The organism is Streptomyces sp. 8N114, from assembly GCF_052245835.1.
GTDB lineage: Bacteria > Actinomycetota > Actinomycetes > Streptomycetales > Streptomycetaceae > Streptomyces.
The window spans coordinates 93,396-115,818 of record NZ_JBQQBT010000018.1 but is presented as its reverse complement, the minus strand read 5'-3'; the positions used below and the strand labels follow the sequence as shown (position 1 = coordinate 115,818).

Here is a 22,423-nt window from a genome sequence, read left to right as displayed (position 1 = left end):
TCGGCCCATGACTGCGGCTCGGGCGGCGAAGGCGGGAGGCTCCGGCGGAGTGGAAGACACCAGCGGGACGGGAGGCTCCGGCGGCGGGGGCGGGGACTCCTCTCCGCCGCCTTTCCGGGCGGCTGTCGCGGCGCTGAGCGAGACCCGCCCGCGCCCCGAGGTCCAGCTCTCCCTGCTCCCCGCGCCCCGGCGGCTGGCGCCGTACTCGTTCGCGCTGGAGGCGACCGTCACGGAGCCGGACGACGAAGGGACCGAGCTGGCCGACGGGCGGTTCGTGCTGCTGCACGACCCGCAGGGCCAGGAGTCGTGGCAGGGCACCTTCCGCGTCGTCACGCTGGCCCGGGCCGAGCTGGAGCCGGAGATCGCCGGCGACCCGCTGCTGCCCGAGGTCACCTGGACCTGGCTGACGGGCGCCCTGGAGGCGCGCGGTGCCGGGTACGTGGAGCCGAGCGGGACGGTGACCCGGTCCAGCTCCGCCTTCTTCGGCGGGCTCGCGGAGCGCGCGGCGGAGGAGGTGCTGGAGATCCGGGCGAGCTGGACTCCTGAGGGCACCACCCCGGACGCCGCCGCGCATCTGACCGCCTGGTGCGAACTCCTCTGCCAGTGCGCCGGGTTGCCCCCCGAGACGGGCGAGGGCTCCTCGGTCGTTCAGCTCCCGCAGCGCAGGGGCCCGCACTAGCCCGACGCTCCCCTCACCTCAACCCCTTCATCGCCGCACCCGGCGGGAGCCGCTCCCGCCGGGTGCGGCGTTTTGTCTACAAAGACGCCGCACAATTCCGGTCGCGCACCCGGTCCATGAAGACAACGGTCTCTGTGTAGACAAAGGAATCTTTCCGGCTGCGGAAAATGAACCGAGGAAACCGGATTGTGGAAATTCGGGTCACTAATTCGTGATCTTTCTCTAAAGAGGCGTGGAGAAGGTGCCGAAGGAGTCTGTGACCCTTCACGCGGAATACCCGACTCGTTCGGTTCCGTCCCCCACAGCCACTCCCTCAGGAGGCCCGGTGTCTGTTCTCCTTGAGCACCCCACAAGCCTGGTCGCCTACCGCCCGAACAAGCCGACGGCCATGGTCGTCGTGGCCGACCCCCGAGTCCGTTCCACCGTGACCCGCCACCTGTGGGCTCTCGGCGTGCGGGACGTGATCGAGGCGTCGTCCATCGCGGAGGCCCGCCCCCGAATCGGCAACCCACGCGACATCTGCGTGGCCGACGTCCACCTGCCCGACGGCTCCGGGCTCAGCCTGCTGTCCGAGACCAGAGCGGCGGGCTGGCCCAACGGCCTGGCGCTCTCCGCCGCCGACGATATCGGCGCCGTACGCAACGCGCTGGCCGGCGGCGTCAAGGGCTATGTCGTCACCGGCACCCGCACCAACCTGGGCGGTCCGCTGCCCACCCGGCACGGTGCCGCACCCATCGGCGCCGCCGCTGCGGCGCGGATGCACCGCAGGCCGGGCGGCGGCCCCGGTGGTCCCGGCCACCCGGGCGGCTACCGGGAGCTGTCCGGCCGCGAGGTCGAGGTGCTGCGCCTGGTCGCCGAGGGCCAGTCCAACAAGGCCATCGGCGTTTCCATGGGCCTCTCGGCGCTCACCGTCAAGAGCCACCTCGCCCGGATCGCCCGCAAGCTGGGCACCGGCGACCGCGCCGGCATGGTCGCCGTCGCTCTGCGGACGGGCATCATCCACTGACCCCCGCCCCTACTCTCCGGTACTCCTCCGTCCTCCCCCCACGCTTCCGCTTTCCGGGCGCCCGTCGACGTAACGTTCCGTCGGCGGGCGCTCGCCATCGGGTGCGCGCGGATACCCTTGACTGGTGACCGACGCCCAAGAGACCGCATCAGCATCCGCAGCTCAGGCCCACCTCCAGGACTCCGCCCCGGCGCCGGTCCCCCTCCTGGAACCACGCGAGGGGATCCCGCCCGTCACCGTGACGGCCGAGGAGCTGGCCGAGGTGACCGACGCCTTCGCATCGGGCAGCGGCCCGGTGGCCGTCGACGCCGAGCGCGCGTCGGGGTACAGATACGGACAGCGGGCCTATCTGGTTCAACTGCGCCGCCAGGGCGCGGGCACCGCGCTGATCGACCCGGTCGCCTGCCCCGATCTTTCGGGCCTCGACGCGGCGCTGGCGGGCACCGAGTGGGTACTGCACGCCGCCAGTCAGGATCTGCCGTGTCTGCGGGAAATAGGTATGCGGCCCACCCGGCTCTTCGACACCGAGCTGGCCGGGCGGCTCGCCGGGTTCGCGCGGGTGGGCCTGGGCGCGATGGTGGAGAACGTGCTCGGATACGCCCTGGAGAAGGGGCACTCCGCCGTCGACTGGTCCACCCGTCCGCTGCCCGACCCCTGGCTGCGGTACGCGGCGCTCGACGTGGAGCTGCTGGTGGACCTGCGGGACGCGCTGGAGCAGGAGCTGTCGCGGCAGGGGAAGCTGGAGTGGGCCCAGGAGGAGTTCGCGTTCATCGTCGCCGCTCCGGCCCCGCCGCCGCGCAAGGACCCCTGGCGGCGCACCTCCGGCATGCACAAGGTGCGCCGGCGCTGGCAGATGGCCGTCGTACGGGAGCTGTGGCAGGCGCGGGACGCGGTGGCGCGCAAGCGGGACGTCTCACCGGGCAAGGTGCTGTCCGACGCGGCGATCGTGGAGGCGGCGCTGGCCATGCCCTCGAACGCCAGGACGCTGGCGGCGCTGCCCGGCTTCGGCCAGCGGGTGGGCCGCAAGCAGCTCGACCAGTGGATGGCGGCCGTCGAGCGGGCCCGTGCGCTGCCGGAGGAGGAGCTGCCGCAGCAGTCGCAGGCCACCAACGGTCCGCCGCCGCCCCGCTCCTGGGCCGACAAGGACCCGGCGGCGGCAGCGCGGCTGACGGCGGCCCGGGCGGCCGTCACCCAGCACGCGGAGGAGCTGAACCTGCCGCAGGAGAACCTGCTGACCCCGGACACGGTGCGGCGGCTGTGCTGGGAGCCGCCGGCCGAGGTGTCCGTGGAGTCGGTCTCCGGCGCGCTGCGCACGCTGGGTGCCCGCGAGTGGCAGATCGCGCAGACGGCAGAGCTGCTGCGCGCCGCACTGACCGTCTCCGTGTGACGTACGCGCATACCCGGATGTGACGTGTGCCCCTCGGCCAGGTCGCCCCTTGCCAGGTGGTTACCGGCAAGTAGCATGGGGGGTGACCGACCCCTGGCCGCACCTGGAGGAGAGCCAACGTGCCTCGTACCGCAAGGGACGTCGTCTTCGTCGACGGCGTTCGCACACCGTTCGGCAAGGCGGGCCCCAAGGGCATCTATCACGAGACCCGCGCCGACGACCTGGTCGTCAAGTGCATCCGTGAGCTGCTGCGCCGCAACCCCGGCCTGCCTCCGGAGCGCATCGACGAGGTCGCTGTCGCCGCGACCACCCAGATCGGTGATCAGGGGCTGACCCTGGGCCGCACCGCCGGAATTCTCGCGGGGCTGCCGCAGACCGTCCCGGGCTACTCGATCGACCGGATGTGCGCGGGCGCGATGACGGCCGTGACGACGACCTCCGGCTCGATCGCCTTCGGCGCCTACGACATCGTCGTCGCCGGCGGTGTCGAGCACATGGGCCGGCACCCGATGGGCGAGGGCGTGGACCCCAACCCGCGCTTCGTCTCGGAGAAGCTGGTCGACGAGTCGGCGATGTTCATGGGGATGACCGCCGAGAACCTGCACGACCGCTTCCCGCACCTGACCAAGGAGCGGGCCGACGCCTTCGCGGTGCGCAGCCAGGAGAAGGCGGCCAAGGCGTACGCCAACGACAAGATCCAGCCGGACCTGGTGCCGATCTCGATCCGCCGTACTTCGCCCGAGGGCGGGGAGACCGGCTGGGGCCTGGCCACCGCCGACGAGCCGATGCGGCCGGGGACGACGCTGGAGAACCTCGCCGGGCTCAAGACCCCCTTCCGCGCGCACGGCCGGGTCACCCCGGGTAACGCCGCGGGCCTGAACGACGGTGCGACCGCCTCCCTCATCGCCGCCGAGGACGTGGCCCAGGAGCTCGGACTGCCGGTGAAGATGCGGCTGGTCTCCTACGCGTTCGCCGGTGTCGAGCCGGAGGTGATGGGCATCGGCCCGGTTCCGGCCACCGAGAAGGCGCTGGCCAAGGCCGGGCTGTCGATCGACGACATTGGCCTGTTCGAGATCAACGAGGCGTTCGCCGTCCAGGTGCTCGCGCTGCTGGACCACTACGGCATCGCCGACGACGACCCGCGCGTCAACCAGTACGGCGGCGCCATCGCCTACGGGCACCCGCTGGCCTCCTCCGGCGTACGGCTGATGACCCAGCTCGCCCGCCAGTTCGAGGAGCAGCCGCACGTCCGCTACGGCCTGACCACCATGTGCGTCGGCTTCGGCATGGGCGGGACCGTCATCTGGGAGAACCCCCACTGGGAGGGCAAGTAAGAATGAGCACCGCTGAGCTGCTGAAGGGCGCGGCCGAGCTGTTCCCGGACGAGGTCGTCACCCAGGCGCACGTACGCCACCTCGATCTGCCGTACGGGGCAGGCAGGTTCGCCCTCATCACGCTGGACAACGGGCTGGACCACACCAAGCCCACCACCTTCGGGCCGCAGTCGCTGGCTCATCTCAACGCCGCCATCGACCAGGTGGAGAAGGAGGCCGCGGACGGCGAGATCAAGGGCGTCGGCCTCACCGGCAAGCCCTTCATCTTCGCCGTCGGCGCCGACCTCAAGGGCGTCGAGCTGCTGAAGCGGCACGAGGACGCGGTCGCCATCGGCAAGGGCGGCCACGACGTCTTCGTCCGCCTCGCCAACCTGGCCGTACCGACGTTCGCGTACTACAACGGCGCGGCGATGGGCGGCGGCGTCGAGGTGGGGCTGCACTGCACCTACCGCACCGTCTCCGCCGCGCTGCCCGCCTTCTCGCTGCCCGAGGTCTTCCTGGGCCTGCTCCCCGGCTGGGGCGGCTGCGCGCTGCTGCCGAACCTGATCGGTGCCGAGCGCGCGGTCAGCGTCATCATCGAGAACTCGCTCAACCAGAACCGTCAGCTCAAGGGCAAGCAGGTCTACGAACTGGGCATCGCCGACGCCCTGTTCGAGGGCGCCGACTTCCTGGAGGAGTCGCTGCGCTGGACCGCGGGCGTCCTCAAGGGCGAGATCGAGGTCGTACGCCCCGAAGTGGACCGCGGGGAGGCGTGGGACGCGGCCGTCGAGCGCGGCAAGCAGATCGCCGACAGCAAGGTGCACGGCGCGGCCCCGGCCGCCTACAGGGCCCTGGACATCATCGCCGCCGCCAAGAACGGCGACCTGCGCAAGGGCTTCGAGGCCGAGACCCAGGCGCTCGCCGACCTGATCATGGGTGGCGAACTGCGCAGCGGCATTTACGCCTTCAACCTGGTGCAGAAGCGTGCCAAGCGCCCGGCGGGCGCCCCGTCCAAGGACCTGGCGCGTCCGGTCACCAAGGTCGGCGTCGTGGGCGCCGGTCTGATGGCGTCGCAGCTCGGCCTGCTGTTCGCCCGCCGCCTGGAGGTGTCGGTCGTACTGACCGACATCGACCAGGAGCGGGTCGACAAGGGTGTGGCCTACTGCCACGAGGAGATCGACAAGCTGCTGCTCAAGGGCCGCGTCAGCCAGGACAAGGCCAACCGGCTGAAGGCCCTGGTGACCGGCTCCTTGGACAAGGCCGCCGCGTTCGCCGACGCCGACTTCGTCATCGAGGCCGTCTTCGAGGAGATGGGCGTCAAGCAGAAGGTGTTCGCCGAGGTCGAGGCTGCCGTGCCGGAGCACGCCATCCTGGCGACCAACACCTCCTCACTGTCCGTCAGCGAAATGGCCTCCCAGCTCAAGCACCCCGAGCGGGTCGTGGGCTTCCACTTCTTCAACCCGGTGGCCATCCTCCCGCTGCTGGAGATCGTGCGGGGCGAGAAGACCGACGACGCCGCGCTGGCCACCGCGTTCGGTGTCGCGAAGAAGCTGAAGAAGACGGCCGTACTCGTCAAGGACGCGCCCGCGTTCGTCGTCAACCGGGTGCTGACCCGGTTCCTCGGCGAGGTGCTGCGCTCCATCGACGAGGGCACGCCGGTCGAGGTCGCCGACCGGGCGCTGGCGCCGCTGGGGCTGCCCATGTCGCCGATCCAGCTGCTGGAGCTGGTGGGCCCGGCTGTTGCGCACCACGTCGCGGGCACGCTGCACGACGCCTTCCCCGACCGGTTCGCCGTCTCGGAGAACCTGGGCCGGGTCGTGGAGGCCGGGAAGCGGAACCTGTACGTTCCGGGCACCCAGGAGCTGGACCCGGAGGTCGCCTCGCTGTTCCAGGTCGGCACCACTGTGCTGACGGAGGAGCAGGTGCGGGAGCGGGCGCTGAACGCCATCGCCGAGGAGGTCCGGCTGATGCTGGACGAGGGTGTGGTGGCCGAGGCCCAGGACATCGACCTGTGCCTGATCACCGGTGCCGGGTGGCCGTTCCACCTCGGTGGTGTGACGCCCTACCTCGACCGTGAGGGCGTCAGCGAGCGCGTCGCCGGCCGCCGCTTCCTGGAGCCCGGCCTGGCCAGCGTCCCGGAATGATGCGGTAGCCGCTGCCCTCCCCCGGCCTCCGGGCCGGGGGAGCTCCCTTTTCGCCGTTTCTTTTGGGCTTCGCGCCCGGTTTCGGGAAGGGAAAGGGCAGCGGCTCTTTCACTTCGTAGCGGGCTCGCGGCCTTCAAAGGCGTTGCCCTGCGGGCCGATGGCCAGGTACTTGGACTTGATGTCGTCGGCGAGGTCTCCGGTCACATCTGGACCGTTCCCGTACTTCTCCAGGTATTTCTCCGCCGTGCCCCCGAGATCCCGCTCGCCGCGGGCGAAGAACTGGTCCTTGTTCTCCGGCGGATCAGGAAGATTGGGCCCGCCGAAGACCACGTCGTTGTGGAAGAGCTTCGAGAATTCCAGGCCGCCGCCCGCGACGATGGGAATCACCACGCCCCAGGGTCCGCTCTTACCCGCCAGGCTGAGCAGCCCGTTGGTCAGGGCGGGTGCCCCGGAGCTCATACCGACGCGGGTCCAGTAGCCGGATTCGCGGTAAGCCTGCTTGGCGGCGGCGCTGTCGGCCGTGTACTGCGCCTCGATCTGCTGGACCCGCGAATGGTCCAGCGTCCCCCGAGCCTCGGCCTCCGTCAGCAGCACCCGTCGCCCCGTGGCCCAGGCCTCGTCGCTCTCGGAGGGCGGGTTCTGGGCCAACCGGTCGAGGGTGTAGAGGTGTTCGGCCTGGTTCATGATGCCGTGCGAGGTCTCGTTCTGGCCCAGGACACTGAGGAAGTCCACGGCCTGGTCGCGACTGAGCTCGGCCGCGCCCCGATAGGCGGGCGGAAAGGCTCCGTTGCTCTGCAACGAGTCGCCCACGCCGGAGACGGAGCGGTTGATGTCGTCCACGTAGGCGCCGCCCATCGCGCCCAAGCTCGCGGCGATGGCGGGCTGGTCGCGCAGCAGCTTGGGGCCGTCGGCGCCGCCGTAGACGTTCACGACCTGCTCCATGACGCCGGCGGTGGCGGCGGTACGCCGGTCGCCGCCGTGCTCGAAGAGTTCGGGATTCTTCCCGGTCAGCGCGGGATCGTCCCAGGCGTAGCCGGTGGTGGCCGCGGTGAGCGCGTGACCGAGCGCCTCGTGTCCCGGCATCTGGCGCGGGCCCGCCTGGGTGTTGCCGTCGAAGATCCAGTTGCGGTCCTGGGTCAGGTACTTGAGCTTGTCGTTGAGCTCGGAGTCCCGGTCCACGACGCCGTTGACATCGGCGGGCCGGCCGAAGAACTCGGTGGCGGCGCCCGGATTGTGGCCCAGGGCGTCCAGGAAGCCGACCATCGCGTCGTGCCCGGTGTCACCGGGTACGCCGCGCGCGGTGAGGGTGTCGGTGTCGCCGGTGTTGGACCAATAGGCGTAATTGTCGTGGGTGTTGAGCTTCTTGTCCCAGGCGACGAGCCGGTCACCGTAACGGTTCAGAAAGCCGCTGTCGTACTTACCCGAGTGCATCAGATTGCTCATGAGCTGGAAGCCGTACGGGTGGGTCGTACCGCCGCTGCTTTCCAGACGTTTGTCGCCCAGGGCGATCATGTCGTTCTGCCACTGGCGCATTTCCGGTGTGTTGGAGTGCGAGGCCAGGGCGAGGGTGTTGCTCAGCGATTCCTGGAGCGTCTTGGCCGACTTCGTCCCCCACCCGTCGATCTTTGTGTCGGGGTGGTCGAGGTTGCGTGGGTGAGTGGCGTTGTACCAGAGCTTCAGCGTGCGCTCGGCGCCGAGCTTCGTGGTGAACCCTTCGGCGAATTGCGGGTCCTGGCTGTGCCGGGTGATCAGCGCGGTGAGCCGCTCGAACTGGCGGGCGCTCATCCTGCCGTTCTCGGTCTTCGCCAGGTGCAGGGCCTCCTTGAGGTCCTGCGCTGCGTGCTCGCGGGCGTCCTTGAGGCTGTTGTACGCGTGGTCGTTGAAGCCGCGTTCGGTGCCGTTGACGTCGGTGGTCAGCGCCCGGGCGAGGTCCCGGTCGGCCTGGTCGGCGGTTTTGAGGGCCCGCTCGATGCGCCCCTCGTATTCCCTGATGTAGGGGGCATTCTTCCTGCGGATGCGCTGCTCGGTTTCGGGGTCGGCTTTCTCCTCGTCCGAGAATTCCAGCTTGAGGGTGCCGTGCTTGTCGATGCTGAGGTGGAGGAAGTCCTTCAGCTCGTCCTCGATGGTCTTCAGAGCATTCTGGGCGTGGCGGAACTTGCCCAGCGCCTCGGACAGCACCGTGTGCACCCGCCGGGACTCCTCCTGCGCGGCGAGCAGTTGAGCCTTGACCCCGCGGAACTTGCGCCACGCCGCTTCGGCCGTCTCGCCCTCGAAGTCGGAGTTGGCCAGGCCCTTGACGACGTCGGTGTTGAAGTTCGTCTCGATCTGCCGGAACTTGCCGGGCGCGTTCTTCCACTTGCCGACGGCCTCGTCCAGCGGGGTGAGGTCGGCGTGCCGTACGTCGGTGTAGCTGAGCTGGTCACTCATCAGCGGCTGCCTCCGCTCGTGGCGTGGCTGCCGTGCCGCGTGCCCGTGCCGTGGCCGTCCTTGGTGCCCGCCACGGCGTCGATGTCCCGCTTGCGGCGGTGGTCCTCGGTGGTGAACGCGCCCGCGGCGGAGCGCAGTGCGGATGCCGTTCCGGTGAACTGCTGCTTGACGTAGGACATCTGGTCGCGCCAGCGCTCCTGGAAGGTGGCGATCGCTGCGTCGGTACGGAAACCCTTGAGGGTGCCGGTGATCTGTCCCGTCTCGCGCGTGACCTCGTCGTCCGCCTTGAGGAACTGGCTCCGCACGGTCTCGGCGTGGCCGGCGCGGCCCCGCAGCACGTGATCCGTCACATGGAGCCGCTTCTGCCCGTTCGCTCCGCCTCCGGCACCGCCGCCAACGGTGCCGCCCCCGTGTGTGCCGGTCCCGGCGAGCCGCATGTGCGCCGTCGTCTCGGGCGCGTACGCGGCCTTGAGCCCGGCCCACTCCTGCTCGAACGACAAGCTGTCCTCCCGTTCCCTGCGTCGTGCGACTTGCTCCACGCGCGACGGCCTGACGCACGCGGGGCGGCGAACCTAACTTCCGCAGGGAAACGGCAGACGATCAACGGGAGAGCAGCAACTGGACAAACAGCAGCGACCTGCAACAACAATGGGAAAGAGATCGCAAAGGCCGGGCCGGTCAGCGGGGCTGGGGCACCCCGCCCGCCCGGGAGGAGCGGATCTCCGGGCGGGTGCGCAGATAGAACGAGGACCCGTCGATGGTGGCGACCTTCTCGTAGTGGCGGGCGAGATGCCGGCGCAGCGTGGGGATCTGCTGGACGCCGTACCGCTTGCCGCGCGAGTCGTCGACGATCAGCTCGGGCGGGCGCCGCCGCAGTTCGCGCTCGAAGTGCGGCCAGGCACCCTCCATCGCGTACCGCTCGCCCACCCGCGTCTCACCCCGGCCGCCGCTGAAGTTGGTGAGGAACCCGGCGGTCAGATAGCGGGAGGCGGGAGAGCGTTTGGCCAGCCAGTACCCCTCCGGGTGCATGCCCCACAGCAGCACCCGGTCCTTGCGGTCGGTGTAGGAGCGCACGGTGTCGGCCAGCCGGCGCGCGTGGTCGACCTCCGTACGGCTGTCGGTGAAGCCCCAGCCGACGAACACACACGCCAGGAACGCGGTGGCGGCGAGCGCCACGGTGGCGGCCCGCGCGGTCAGCTCCTGCAGCGCCGCGGCACCCAGCAACGCGAGGGGCGGGACGAGTTGGAGGAAGTAGTGACCGAAGAACTGGAACCCGACGGTGGCGGCGCCGAGTGAGGCGGCGAGCCAGATCCATACGTCCGCGGTGCCGTCGAGCGGGGCGCGGTCGGCGGACCGCACGGCGGTACGGGAGCGGGCGACGCGGACGAGGGCGACGATGAGCGGGAGGGCGGCGAGCGTCAGCAGCCCGACGCCGGCCAGCGCACGCAGCAGCGGCTTGAATCCGGCTCCGTCGGCGGAGAGATACGACCCGGAGCCGGTGGCGATCCAGTACAGGAAGCGGCCCGGATCGAAGGCGAGAGCAGCGCTCACCACCGGGAGTGCTGCTCCGGCACCGACCCGGAAGACGGCTCCCCAGCCCGCGCGGGCCTGCCACAGCAGGGCGAGAACCGGCAGCAGCACGGCACCACCGGTCTGTTTCGAGAGCACCGCTCCGGCTACCGCCAGCCCGGCGCCGAGCCAGCGGGCCCGCTGAGCGAACCAGACCGCCGCGACGGTCCAGGGCAGCATGAAGACCTCGAACGTCGCCGCCTGGGTGTCCTCCGGCTTGAGCCCGACCGTCAGAAAGACGTAGCAGATCCCCGCCGTCCACGCCGCCCGTTCACCCCAGCGGCGCCCCGCGACGGAGGCGGCCAGCACCGCACCCACCAGTACGGCGACGATGGCCGCCACCCGCACCGGCCACAGCGAGTCGTCACCGAACAGCGCGAAGGCACCCCGGTAGAGCAGGGGCACGAAGGGGGGCTTCCGGTCCACCACGGTGTCGTAGAGCACGCCCCCGTCGGCCAGTTGGCGGGCCTGCGTGGCCAGATACCCCTCGTCGGGGTTCCAGGGGGTACGCGCGAAGGACGGGAGGCGGGTGAGGACCGTGAGGGCGACGAGGACGGTGACGAGCCGCGTCCAGTTCGCCACGGCCCTTTCGCGCGCGGCGGTGGTGAGGTGCTCCGCGGCAGGGGACAACGGCATCCCCCCAATTTAGCGGCACCCGGCATGGGGGCCGCTCTTGCCCACCCTGCGCAACCCAAGCGCAGCAGGGGAGACGCGCCCCGTCAGGGGCGCGGGGAACTGCTCCCCCTGGGGGCACCTCCCGGCCGGAGGCTGGGGGACTCCGGCCGGGAGGTGCCCCCACAGCCACGACGTAATCCGCAGCCTGCGGACGTCGGGCAGGGGCACCCCCTTCCCAGCACAGGGACAGAGAGGGCGCCCCGCAAGGCGGCTAGTCGCGGGCCACTTCGGCCTGCTCCGCGTCGAAGCGCCCGTCCAACTTGGCAACGAGCCCCGTCACCTGGCGGGCGATATCGGGCGCGGTGAGCCCGATCTCCGTCAGGATCTCCTTCCGGGATCCGTGGTCCAGGAACCGCTCGGGGATGCCGAAGTCCCGTAGCGGAACGTCGACACCGGCGTCCCGCAACGCCTGCGCCACGGCCGAGCCGACGCCGCCGGCACGGCTGTTGTCCTCGACGGTGACCACGACGCGGTGCTGCTCCGCCAGCGGCGGCAGCGACTCGTCGACCGGCTTGACCCACCGCGGGTCCACCACCGTGGCGGTGATCCCCTGCTTGTCGAGCAGCCCGGCGATCTCCAGGCACATCGGAGCGAGCGCTCCGACCGAGACCACCAGCACATCGCCGGCCGCCCCGTCGGCGGGCTCCCGCAGCACGTCCATGCCGCCCACCCGGCGCACCGCGGGGACCGCCGGACCGACGGCGCCCTTGGAGTAACGCACCACGGTCGGCGCGTCGTCCACCTCGACGGCCTCGCGCAGCTGGGCGCGTACCTGGTCGGCGTCGCGGGGCGCGGCCAGCCGGAGTCCGGGGACGCACTGCAGGATGGACATGTCCCACATGCCGTTGTGCGAGGCGCCGTCCGTGCCGGTGATGCCGGCCCGGTCCAGCACGAAGGTGACGCCGCACTTGTGCAGTGCCACGTCCATCAGCAGTTGGTCGAAGGCACGGTTGAGGAAGGTGGCGTAGACCGCGAAGACCGGGTGCAGACCGCCGGTGGCGAGTCCGGCGGCGGAGACCGCGCCGTGCTGCTCGGCGATGCCCACGTCGTAGACCCGCTCGGGGAACTCCTGAGCGAAGGCGTGCAGTCCGACGGGGCGCATCATGGCCGCCGTGATGGCGACGATGTCCTTCCGTTCGCGGCCGAGCTTGACCATCTCGTCGCCGAAGACGGAAGTCCAGTCGGCGCCGGAGGACTTGACGGGGAGGCCGGTGTCGGGATGGATGACGCCGACGGCGTGGAACTGGTCGGCCTCGTCCTGGCGCGCGGGCTGATAGCCGCGGCCCTTCTCGGTCAGACAGTGCACCAGCACCGGACCACCGAACCGCTTGGCCCGCTGCAACGCCGACTCCACAGCCGCGATGTCGTGCCCGTCGATCGGCCCGACATACTTCAGCCCCAGATCCTCGAACATCCCCTGCGGCGCGATGAAATCCTTCAACCCCTTCTTCGCACCATGCAGCGTCTCGTACAACGGCTTGCCCACCACCGGCGTCCGGTTGAGCACATCCTTGCCCCGGGCCAGAAAACGCTCATATCCATCCGTCGTACGCAACGTCGCCAGATGGTTGGCCAGACCGCCGATGGTCGGCGAATACGACCGCTCGTTGTCATTGACCACGATCACCAGCGGACGGTCCTTGGCCGCAGCGATGTTGTTCAGCGCCTCCCAGGCCATCCCGCCCGTCAGCGCCCCGTCTCCGATCACCGCCACCACGTGAGCGTCCCGCTCACGCACCTCGTTCGCCTTGGCCAGACCGTCCGCCCAGCCCAGAACCGTCGAGGCATGCGAATTCTCGATCACGTCATGCGCCGACTCCGCACGCGACGGGTAGCCCGACAGACCACCCTTGGCCCGCAGCTTGGAGAAATCCTGCCGCCCGGTCAGCAGCTTGTGCACATACGACTGATGCCCCGTGTCGAAGAGCACCTTGTCCGTGGGGGAGTCGAAGACCCGGTGCAGGGCGATGGTCAGCTCGACCACACCGAGGTTCGGGCCCAGATGTCCACCTGTCTTGGAGACCGCTTCGACCAGGAAGGTGCGGATCTCCTCGGCCAGCCTCTCCAGCTGCTCCGGGGTGAGCCGGTCCAGATCGCGTGGTCCCCTGATGCGGGTCAGCAACGCCACCCGTACCTCCTTGCGTCAAGCGTGATCGAACGCTGTCGAGCCGTCGTTGTCGGACCGTGCCGATCTTCCCCCAACCTTCGGCCGGGAGGTGCCCACAAAGTCTAATGTTCCGCCTCCACCCGGATTCACCGGACGGTGCCATCTCAGTCACACGAATGCCAGCCCGCACTCAAGGGTGCATACGGAGGGCACGGGCGGTCCGCGCAGGGGCCGGACACCCGTTTGGCGGCGTAACTCGCGGATCGCACCCTAAATGCGCTTATAACGGACAGCGGTGATGGCGATTACGCCGTCATCCCCCGATCCGTAGGAGGCTCCATGCCGAACCGACTCAAGCGCACCCTCGCTGCCGCAGCCCTGGTGGTCGCCCCTCTCACCATGACTCTGGGCGCCACACAGGCCGTGGCCGCCGCCCCGTCCTCGATCAGCGGTGAGGAGCCCAAGAAGGAGGGATCGAAGAAGCCGCACAAGGAGAAGCCCGACTCGGCGGCGAAGGAGGCGTACGAGCGCCTGCACGAGCCGAAGGAGAAGTCCGAGAAGGCCGAACTCGCGAGGGAACAGAAGCACCACGGGCGCTAGGACGCCGACTGGGCGGATCGCCCACGAACGGTCCGTCACCCCTTGCAGGCGTCGGTCCAGGCACCGGAGCCCTTCGCTCCGGCGCCTGGACCGATCCATCCGCACCTGCGCGGCCTGCGGACTGAGCGCGCTAGGCCCGACCAGCGGTTTTCTGGGTCCGGCGGGAGACCGAGTCGATCACGACCGCCGCCAGCAGCACCGCACCGGTGATCATGTCGCGGAGGGCCGAACCGGTGCCCAGCAGGGCCATGCCGGAGTTGATCGACTGGATGACCAGTGCGCCCAGCAGCGCCGACCAGGTCTTTCCGCGGCCACCGAAGAGGCTGGTGCCGCCGATGACGGCCGCCGCGATGCAGTTCATCAGCAGGCTGCCCGCGCCGGAGGACTGGTTGGCCGCGTTGATCTGTGACGCGAAGAACAGTCCGCCGACGGCCGCCATCGTCCCGGCGATGGCGTAGACGGTGATCCGCACCATGGGCACGTTGATGCCGGCACGTGCGGCGGCCTCGCTGCTCCCGCCGACGGCGAAGACCTGACGGCCGTAGCTGGTGCGGCGCAGCACGAAGTCGCCGAGGACGACCACGCCCAGGAAGATCACCACCGCCAGCGGCAGCCCCTTGTAGGAGTTGAAGACGGCCGCTGCGACGTACGCGGGGATTGCCAGCACCGCCGTGCGCAGCAGGATCTCGCTGAGCGGGCGGCTGGGGACGTCCGCCGCCTTGCGCCGGCGCTGGTCCAGCAGGGAGAAGCCGAGGAAGGCCAGGACGCAGACGGTGGCCAGGCCCATGGCCGCCGCCTTGTCGGAGAAGTAGTAGTTGGTGAGATGCGCCACCAGCCCGTCGTCGTCGAGGTTGATGGTGCCGCTGGGGCCGAGGATCTGGAGCATCAGGCCGTTCCAGCCCAGCAGGCCCGCCAGGGTGACCACGAAGGCCGGGACGCCGATCCTGGCGAAGAAGAAGCCGTGCACGGCGCCGGCCGCCATACCGGTGAGGATGGCCAGCAGGACCGCCAGCACCTCGTTCATGCCCTGATTGATGTTGAGGACGGCCAGCACGGCGGCCGACATCCCGCTGACCGAGCCGACCGACAGGTCGATCTCGCCGAGAATCAGGACGAAGACGATGCCGACCGCGATCAGCCCGGTGCCCGCGCTCTGCACGAACAGGTCGCTGAGGTTGTTCGAGCTCAGGAACGCGGAGTCCTGGAACTGGAAGACCGCGCCGATGACCAGCAGGCCGACGATGACCGGGACGGAGCCCAGCTCGCCGGTGCGGAGCCGACGCAGCAGGTCCTCCAGATAGCCGGCGAAGCCCTGCTGGCGCACCAGCAGCCGGGGGTCGACGGTGGCGACGGGAGCGTCCGGGGCCGCCGTCCCGTTCTCCGCCGCCTCGCTCGGGGCCTTGGTGACCTTCACTGGCGTGCCGTCGGCTGCGGTGCCGTCGGTGGGCGTGTCGTCGGCCGGCGTGCCGTCCGTGGGGGTGCCGGTGGTCACTTGTGCACCTCCGTGGTGCGCGCGTTCTCTGCGGTACGGGCATTGCGGCGGGTGACGACGTTGTCACTCGCCCCGGTGATCGCGGAGACGATCTCCTCCTGGCTGGTCTCGCTCACCGTGAAGGTCCCGTTGTTGCGGCCGAGGCGCAGCACGGCGACCCGGTCGCTGACGGCTCGTACGTCGGCCATGTTGTGACTGATCAGCAGCACACCCAGGTCCCGCTCCCGGAGCCGCTCGACCAGGTCGAGGACCTGCGCGGTCTGCTCGACGCCGAGCGCTGCGGTGGGCTCGTCCAGGATGACGACGCGGGGCTCGCCGAGCAGCGAGCGGGCGATCGCCACGGTCTGCCGCTGCCCGCCGGAGAGCGAGGCGACGGGTACCCGGACGCTGGGGATGCGGATGGAGAGGGTGGACAGCAGCTCGCGGGCGCGGCGCTCCATCTCCACCTCGTTCAGCACGGCGCGTGTCTTGATCTCGTTGCCGAGGAAGAGGTTGCCGACGACGTCGAGGTTGTCGCACAGCGCGAGGTCCTGGTAGACCGTCGCGATGCCCAGCTGCTGGGCGTCGTGCGGCCGGTCGATACGGACGGGCCGCCCGTCCCATTCGATGGTGCCCTCGTCGGCCGGGCCGACGCCCGCGATGGCCTTGACCAGGGTGGACTTTCCTGCACCGTTGTCGCCGACGAGGGCGACGACCTCGCCGGGGTGGATCTCCAGCTGGACGTCCGTGAGCGCCTGGACGGCCCCGAACCGCTTGGAGATTCCGCGCAACGCCAGCACGGGCGTAGCGGACACGTGAATCACTCCTTATGCCCCTGGGCCGTCACACCGCCCGCCGTTCGAACGGTGGGGTGTGCCGGCCGCTCGACGGGATTACTTGATGCCCGCCTCGGCGCATGCCTTCTTGAACTTGGCGGTGCAGATCTCCTTGGACGTGAAAAAGCCGGACTTGCCGACGTACTTCTTGATGTCGTCCTTGACCAGAGGCAGCGGCGTGACGATCTTCGTGGGGACGTCCTTGGCGGACTCGCTGTCGGTCTTCGAGGAAGCGACCTTGTCCACGGACTCCCCGCGGGCCAGCGCGACGGCGAACTCGGCGGCGGCCGAGGTCTCGGGGACGTACGGCTTGTAGACGCTCATGAACTGCTCGCCCGCCAGAATCCGCTGCACGGCGTTGAGCTCGGCGTCCTGGCCGGTGACCGGGGGCAGCTCATCCTTGTCGAAGCCCGCGCGCTTGAGCGCGGTGATGATGCCGCCCGCCATGCCGTCGTTGGCGGAGTAGACCCCGACGATGTTCTTCTTGCCGAGGGAGGAGATGGCGCCCTTCATGTTCTCGTTGGCGTTCTCCGGCTTCCACTCCTTGGTGTCGTACTCCTTGCCGATCTTCACCTTGCCGTCGAGGACGGAGTGGGCGCCGTCCTTGTACATCTTGGCGTTGGGGTCGGTGACGGAGCCGTTCATCATGACGATCTTGCCCTTATCGGCCTTGTCGCCCATCTCGTCGAGGAGGGACTTGGCCTGGAGCCTGCCGACCCGCGGGTTGTCGACCGAGGTGTACGCCTTGATCGGGCCCTCGGCGAGGCGGTCGTAGGCGACGACGGGGATGTCGCTGTCGTCGGCCTTCTTGACCGAGCTGGAGACGGACTTGGCGTCCACCGCGTCAAGGATCAGCGCGTCGACCTTCTTGGCGATCATCGTGTCGACCTGCTGCTGCTGGACGTTGGCGTCCTGCTTGGCGTTGGCGTACAGGACCTTGGTGTCCTTGCCCGCCAGCTCCTTGATCTTCTTGACCATCAGCGGCTTGTCGAAGCGCTCGTAGCGCGCTGTCTGGTTCTCGGGCAGCAGCAGCCCGATGGTCAGCGGTCCTTTCTTGGACTTGCCGCTGTCCTTGCCGTCCGCCTGGTCGGCACTGCCACAGGCGGCCGTGGTGAGCGCGAGGGAAAGAGTGACGGTGCCGAGGACGATGCCGCGCAGCGCTGCGTGCATTGAGAGACCTCCCTGACGGGGCCGCGGCATTGCGGCCGAGGTAGCGGGAAGTCAACTCGCAGCTGACTCAGCGGTCAATAAGCAAATCCTTAACGAGATGACAACGATGCCATCCGTTGAAGACGGAAACCCATGGGCGTGACCAGCGGATCTTGCGCGCCCGGCATGAGGGCTGGGCAAGCCCAGCACGGGAGACGCGCCCCGTAAGGGGCGCGGGGAACTGCGCGACAAGCCACAAAGGACCCGCACCCGGGCAGCTGCCCGGGCCCGCAACGGCGGTTGCCGCCGCCATCTCGAGCGGCAACCTCAGGCGCGGCAACCTCAGGCGACAGCCGCAGCCGCGTCCACCAGCGTGGTGTCACCCATCTCGTTGAGGACCAGGGCCAGGGCACCCAACACCTCGGCGCGGCTGTCGAGTTCGCCGGGCAGGACCTTCAGCCGGCGGGCCGCACTGGGGATGGCGTAGCGCGCCACCGAGTCCCGTACGGGACCCAGCACCAGGTCTCCGGCCTCGGCGAGGTCCCCGCCGAGTACGACCCGCGAGGGGTTGAGGAGGTTGCACAGGCTGGCGACGCCGCTGCCGATATGCCGACCGATGTCGGCGATGACCCGCCGGCAGCCGGGGTCACCCTCGGCCGCCAGCCGCACCACCCGGGCCATGGTCAGGTCCGTGCCGTGGCTGGAGTGCAGCAGCGGGAGCACATAGCGGGCCGCGGTGAAGGTCTCCAGGCAGCCGCGGTTGCCGCAGCGGCAGACCGGTCCCGACTCGTCCAGCGTGATGTGGCCGATCTCGCCGGCGGTGCCGCCCGGGCCGCGGTAGATCTGGCCGTTGATCACCAGACCGGCGCCGACACCGCTGGCGACCTTGATGTAGGCGAGATCGCGGGCGCCGTGGCCGGCCCCCCAGACCTGTTCGCCGAGTGCCCCGAGGTTGGCGTCGTTGTCCACGTAGACCGGGACGCCCATCCTGGTGGTCAGCTCGTCGCGCGGGTTGGTGCCGACCCAGCCCGGCAGGATTGCGGTGGAGCCGAGCACGCCCGTCTCCATGTCGATGGGGCCCGGTACGCCCAGGCCGATGCCGATGACCTTCGCCGGGCTGATGCCGCTCTCCCCGACCAGCCGCCGCACCAGCTGCTCGGCGCGGTCGAAGCCCTGCTCCGCCGAGGCGTCCACGTCGATGGGTTCGGCGTCCTCGGCCAACACCGTGTGCGCCAGGTTGCCGACGGCGACGCGCAGGTGGGAGTGGCCGAAATCGACGCCGACGACGATCCCGGCATCGGCGCTCAGCGAGACCGCACGGGCCCGGCGACCGCCGGAGGAGGTGGGGGTGACCTCGACCGTCCCGGCGTCCTTGAGCTCACGGACGATGTTGGAGACTGTCGCGGCCGACAACCCGGTGGTGCGGGCGATCTCCGCCTGGGTGAGCGAACCGGCCATGCGGACGGCCCGCACGACGCGCTCCAGGTTTGCCCGGTGCAGCGAGGACTGCGAGCCCGGAGTCTCCACCACTGTTCACTCCCCGTTTGTCTCCAACATCTGAACCCTAAGCAGAGCCCCGGCGGATCTTCCCGTCAAGCCCTTTGAGCTCGGCTGGGACCGACTGGTGCTCATTTGTGGCTCGTGGCTTCTCCCCGGCGCGGCGTAATGGCCGGGACTTCATCCCCTCGCGGGGATGATTTTCCTGGTTCCTCGGACTGTGCCTCCCCGGAGTTCTCCGGGTCGGTCTTACCGGTCCTCCGCAGGCGTTTCACCTCTCCGCCAGCCCGGCGGCGAGGATGTTGCGTGCCGCGTTCACGTCGCGGTCATGGACCGAGCCGCAGCTCGGGCAGGTCCACGCACGGACATTCAGCGGCAGTTTCTCGCTCATATAGGAGCAGTCCGTGGCCGAGCACAGCTTCGAGCTGGGGAACCAGCGATCCACCAGCAGCAGGTCGCGCCCATACCACTGAGTCTTGTACTCCAGCAGGGTGCGGAAGTCGCTCCAGGCCGCATCCGAGATGGCTCGGGCCAGGGAGCGGTTCTTCAGCAGATTGCGGACCATCAGGTCCTCGATGGCCAGTGCTTGGTTTTCGCGTACCAGCCGTGTGGTGAGTTTGTGCAGCAGATCCCGGCGCCGGTCGGCGATCCGGGCGTAAATACGAGCCACCCGCTGCCGGGCCCTGGCCCGGTTCGCGGAGCCCTTCGCTTTGCGCGCCAACACCTTCTGGGCCTTGGCCAGCTTGCGCCGATCGACCCGCTCATAGCGCGGGTTGGTGATCTTCTCCCCGGTGGAGAGAGTGACCAGGTGCATCAGGCCCGCGTCGATGCCCACAGCCGCATCTGTGGCCGGCAGCGGGGTGACGGTCTCCTCGACCAGCATCGACACGAACCAGCGTCCGGCCGCATCCTGCGACACCGTGACCGTGGACGGCTCCGTGCCGTCCGGGAGCGGCCGGTGCCACACGATGTCCAGTGGCTCGGTCATCTTCGCCAGAGTGAGACGGCCGTCACGGAAGGAGAAGGCATTGTTCTGGAACGTCGCCGACTTCCGGGACTTCTTCTTGCTCTTGAAGCGCGGGTACCCGGCCCGCTTGTCGAAGAACGCCGCGAATGCGGCCTGCTGGGCACGCAGTGCCTGCTGGAGCGGCACGTTGGACACCTCACGCAGGAAGGACAGCTCCTCGTCCCGCTTCCACGCGGTCAGCCACTTCGCCGTCTCGACGTACGACGTCGAGACGCCCTCGCCCTTGTACCGGCGCACCCTCTCCGCGAGCGCCTTGTTCCAGACGACCCGGATGCAGCCGAACGTGCGTTGCAGCAGCTCCGCCTGCTCGGCGCTCGGGTAGCACCGGTACCTGTACGCCCGCCTGACCGTCTGGGACACAGTTAACACACTAACTATGGATTGTGTTAACAGTCAAAAGTGCCAGCCATTACCGGCCGCACCCCACCGTGAACGACGGGGTCTGTAACCTCGATCCACCTGGACATACGGAGGGGAGCAGGGCGAATGCGCTGGGTCCCCGGCCGCGGCCGGGGACCCGGAACGCCGAACCGTTCACATCACTTGACGGAGCCTGCCGTCAGGCCGGAGACCACGTGCCGCTCGATGAAGGCGAACAGAACGATCACCGGCACGATGGCCACGACCGACGCGGCGAAGAGGTAGTTCCACTGCACCGTGTAGGCGCCGATGAAGTTGTTGATCCCGACCGTCAGCGGCTGCTTGTCCGGCTCGGTCGAGAGCGTCAGCCCCATCACGAACTCGTTCCAGGCAGAGATGAAGGTGAAGATCACCGCGGTGACGACGCCGGGCAGCGCCAACGGCAGCGTCACCTTGATCATCGCCCCGAAACGGCTGGTGCCGTCCACCATCGCCGCCTCCTCCAGCTCGGCCGGGATCGACCCGATGTAGGCGGTCAGGATCCATACGGCGAAGGCGAGGTTGAACGCGGCGTTGGTGAGGATCAGCGTCCAGACCGAGTTGAGCATCTCCAACTGGTGGAACTCCCGGTAGAGACCGACCAGCAGGGCCGTCGGCTGGAACATCTGGGTGACCAGCACCAGCAGCAGGAACCACTTGCGTCCCTTGAACCGCATCCGCGCCGTGTAGTACGCGGCCGGGAGCGAGACGAGCAGCACCAGCACCGTCGCGCCGCCCGAAATCAGCAGCGTCACCTGGAGGTTGTCCCCGAGCGAGGACTCCTTCCAGACGTCGATGAAGTTCGACCAGTTCAGCTTGCCCGGCAGATAGGTGCGGTCGCGCAGCTCGTCGGCGGGCCGCAGCGCCGTGACGATCATCTCCAGATACGGCGCGAGGAAGAGCGCCGCGAGCAGCCAGGCGACGGCGGTGATCACCAGCGTGCGCGGCCGGAAGGTGCGCTTCGGCGGCCGTACGGCGCGCTTGGCGGGGCCTGCGGACCCCTCCTTGACGGGTCCGGGTCCGGGTTCGGAGCCGGATCCGGCAGTCTGTGTTGCGGTCGCCATCAGTCCTCCTCGTTCCACCGGCTGACCTTCAGGAAGATCAGCACGAGCACGACGACCATCAGGAAGTTGACCACCGACATCGCCGCGGACTCGCCGATGTCCGTCTCCTTGAGCTTGTACATGAACACCGTGGTCGTCGCGGTGTCGCTGCCCGGCCCGCCCTGCGTCATCGCCCAGATGATCGGGAACGAGTTGAAGACGTTGATGAGGTTGATGACCACACCGACGAGGAAGGCAGGCCGCAGCAGCGGCAGCGTGATGCTCCGGTACGTCTGCCAGGCGCCCGCGCCGTCGATACGCGCGGCCTCGTACACGTCCCCCGGGATCGTCTGGAGCCCGGCCAGCAGCGTGTAAGTGGTGAACGGCAGCGAGACGAACACCGCCACGAACATCATCCACGGCCAGGCGGTGCCCGCCGAGCCGAGCCAGTCCTTGGACTTGTCGATGATGCCGAGGTCGATCAGCACGGTGTTGAGGACACCGGCCGTCTGGTTGAGCATCCACTTGAAGCCGATGGCCGTCATCAGGACCGAGGCGGCCCAGGGCGCGATGAGCGCCCAGCGGGTGATGCTGCGGCCCGGGAAGCGCTGGTTGAACAGCTGGGCCAGGCCCAGCGAGACGATCATCGTGACGCCGACGACCACGACGGTCCACAGCGCGGTCCAGAGGATGACGTGCCCGAAGTCGGTCTCGTCGAAAAGCTTCTTGTACTTGTCGGTGCCGGCCGAGCCCCGCACGATCCCCGCGATGCTGATGTTCAGGAACGAGGTCCTGATCAGCTCGATGACGGGCCAGACGACGACAGCGAGAATGAGCAGGACGACTGGAGCGATCCAGGGAAGCGGGCCGAGCCTGGCCAGCCCACCGCGGGAGCGGCGGACCGGCGGGGCCTTCAATGACACGGGGTCTCCTTGCAATACGGAGGTTGTGCTGGCGGGGACCGGTGAGGGGGGTGCCCCTGCTGCCCGTCGCGGACTGCGCAGTTCCCCGCGCCCCTGACGTGCTACCCCGCGAAGCTTGGGCAGTCTGCGCCAGGGGCGCAGGGTGGGCAAGCGCAGCCCCCGTTGCGGGGT

The 22,423-nt window shown here is 69.3% G+C and carries 16 protein-coding genes and 1 pseudogene; 6 read left to right on the top strand and 11 right to left on the bottom strand.

Annotated elements, in window-relative coordinates; genetic code table 11:
- Window positions 1–7: 7 nt before the first annotated feature.
- The 5 genes from ACTWQF_RS28120 to ACTWQF_RS28100 all read left to right on the top strand — a co-directional run bounded on the left by ACTWQF_RS28120 (window position 8) and on the right by ACTWQF_RS28100 (window position 6,529).
- Window positions 8–679, top strand: a complete 672-nt coding sequence (locus ACTWQF_RS28120; RefSeq protein WP_443282505.1) for a DUF3000 domain-containing protein — start codon at window positions 8–10, stop codon at window positions 677–679.
- Between the two features lie 325 nt (window positions 680–1,004).
- On the top strand, window positions 1,005–1,685 hold the full coding sequence (locus tag ACTWQF_RS28115; protein ID WP_099884917.1) for a response regulator transcription factor: 681 nt from the start codon (window positions 1,005–1,007) through the stop codon (window positions 1,683–1,685).
- A gap of 124 nt (window positions 1,686–1,809) precedes the next feature.
- Window positions 1,810–3,072 carry a ribonuclease D gene (locus tag ACTWQF_RS28110; RefSeq protein ID WP_443282504.1) on the top strand — a complete coding sequence of 421 codons (1,263 nt, stop codon included), beginning with the start codon at window positions 1,810–1,812 and terminating at the stop codon, window positions 3,070–3,072.
- A gap of 119 nt (window positions 3,073–3,191) precedes the next feature.
- Complete coding sequence (locus ACTWQF_RS28105; RefSeq protein WP_443282503.1) at window positions 3,192–4,406, top strand: thiolase family protein; 1,215 nt, start codon at window positions 3,192–3,194, stop codon at window positions 4,404–4,406.
- 2 nt (window positions 4,407–4,408) lie between these two features.
- Window positions 4,409–6,529: a 3-hydroxyacyl-CoA dehydrogenase NAD-binding domain-containing protein gene (locus ACTWQF_RS28100; RefSeq protein ID WP_443282502.1), complete on the top strand. Its 2,121-nt coding sequence runs from the start codon at window positions 4,409–4,411 to the stop codon at window positions 6,527–6,529.
- Window positions 6,530–6,637: 108 nt separating this feature from the next.
- Here ACTWQF_RS28100 and ACTWQF_RS28095 read toward each other — a convergent pair whose 3' ends face one another.
- From ACTWQF_RS28095 to dxs, 4 genes are all read right to left on the bottom strand, one after another.
- Complete coding sequence (locus ACTWQF_RS28095) at window positions 6,638–8,956, bottom strand: hypothetical protein (protein ID WP_443282501.1); 2,319 nt, start codon at window positions 8,954–8,956, stop codon at window positions 6,638–6,640.
- Window positions 8,956–9,456 (bottom strand): hypothetical protein, encoded by a 501-nt coding sequence (locus ACTWQF_RS28090; RefSeq protein WP_443282500.1) that lies wholly within the window; start codon window positions 9,454–9,456, stop codon window positions 8,956–8,958. The genes ACTWQF_RS28095 and ACTWQF_RS28090 overlap by 1 nt, the downstream gene beginning before the upstream one ends.
- Before the next feature lie 178 nt (window positions 9,457–9,634).
- Window positions 9,635–11,161 (bottom strand): ArnT family glycosyltransferase, encoded by a 1,527-nt coding sequence (locus tag ACTWQF_RS28085; RefSeq protein ID WP_443282499.1) that lies wholly within the window; start codon window positions 11,159–11,161, stop codon window positions 9,635–9,637.
- A 250-nt stretch (window positions 11,162–11,411) separates the two neighbouring features.
- Window positions 11,412–13,328, bottom strand: a complete 1,917-nt coding sequence (dxs, locus tag ACTWQF_RS28080) for a 1-deoxy-D-xylulose-5-phosphate synthase (protein ID WP_443282498.1) — start codon at window positions 13,326–13,328, stop codon at window positions 11,412–11,414.
- Between the two features lie 318 nt (window positions 13,329–13,646).
- Here dxs and ACTWQF_RS28075 point away from each other — a divergent pair, with 318 nt between their 5' ends.
- Complete coding sequence (locus ACTWQF_RS28075) at window positions 13,647–13,907, top strand: hypothetical protein (RefSeq protein WP_443282497.1); 261 nt, start codon at window positions 13,647–13,649, stop codon at window positions 13,905–13,907.
- Between the two features lie 130 nt (window positions 13,908–14,037).
- Here the strand turns inward: ACTWQF_RS28075 and ACTWQF_RS28070 are convergent, their stop codons facing one another.
- The 7 genes and pseudogenes from ACTWQF_RS28070 to ACTWQF_RS28040 all read right to left on the bottom strand — a co-directional run bounded on the left by ACTWQF_RS28070 (window position 14,038) and on the right by ACTWQF_RS28040 (window position 22,246).
- Window positions 14,038–15,399 (bottom strand): ABC transporter permease subunit, encoded by a 1,362-nt coding sequence (locus tag ACTWQF_RS28070; protein WP_443282496.1) that lies wholly within the window; start codon window positions 15,397–15,399, stop codon window positions 14,038–14,040.
- Entirely contained in the window at window positions 15,396–16,202 is an 807-nt protein-coding gene (locus ACTWQF_RS28065) for an ATP-binding cassette domain-containing protein (protein ID WP_443282495.1), read from the bottom strand. Before ACTWQF_RS28065 ends, ACTWQF_RS28070 begins: the two co-directional genes overlap by 4 nt.
- 69 nt (window positions 16,203–16,271) lie before the next feature.
- Window positions 16,272–17,384: a substrate-binding domain-containing protein gene (locus ACTWQF_RS28060; protein WP_443282494.1), complete on the bottom strand. Its 1,113-nt coding sequence runs from the start codon at window positions 17,382–17,384 to the stop codon at window positions 16,272–16,274.
- Between the two features lie 321 nt (window positions 17,385–17,705).
- Window positions 17,706–18,890 carry an ROK family transcriptional regulator gene (locus tag ACTWQF_RS28055; protein WP_443282529.1) on the bottom strand — a complete coding sequence of 395 codons (1,185 nt, stop codon included), beginning with the start codon at window positions 18,888–18,890 and terminating at the stop codon, window positions 17,706–17,708.
- A gap of 37 nt (window positions 18,891–18,927) precedes the next feature.
- Window positions 18,928–20,247 (bottom strand): annotated as a pseudogene (locus tag ACTWQF_RS28050) (RNA-guided endonuclease InsQ/TnpB family protein).
- A 179-nt stretch (window positions 20,248–20,426) separates the two neighbouring features.
- Complete coding sequence (locus ACTWQF_RS28045; RefSeq protein WP_443282493.1) at window positions 20,427–21,350, bottom strand: carbohydrate ABC transporter permease; 924 nt, start codon at window positions 21,348–21,350, stop codon at window positions 20,427–20,429.
- Complete coding sequence (locus ACTWQF_RS28040) at window positions 21,350–22,246, bottom strand: carbohydrate ABC transporter permease (protein WP_443282528.1); 897 nt, start codon at window positions 22,244–22,246, stop codon at window positions 21,350–21,352. The genes ACTWQF_RS28045 and ACTWQF_RS28040 overlap by 1 nt, the downstream gene beginning before the upstream one ends.
- Between the last annotated feature and the right edge of the window lie 177 nt (window positions 22,247–22,423).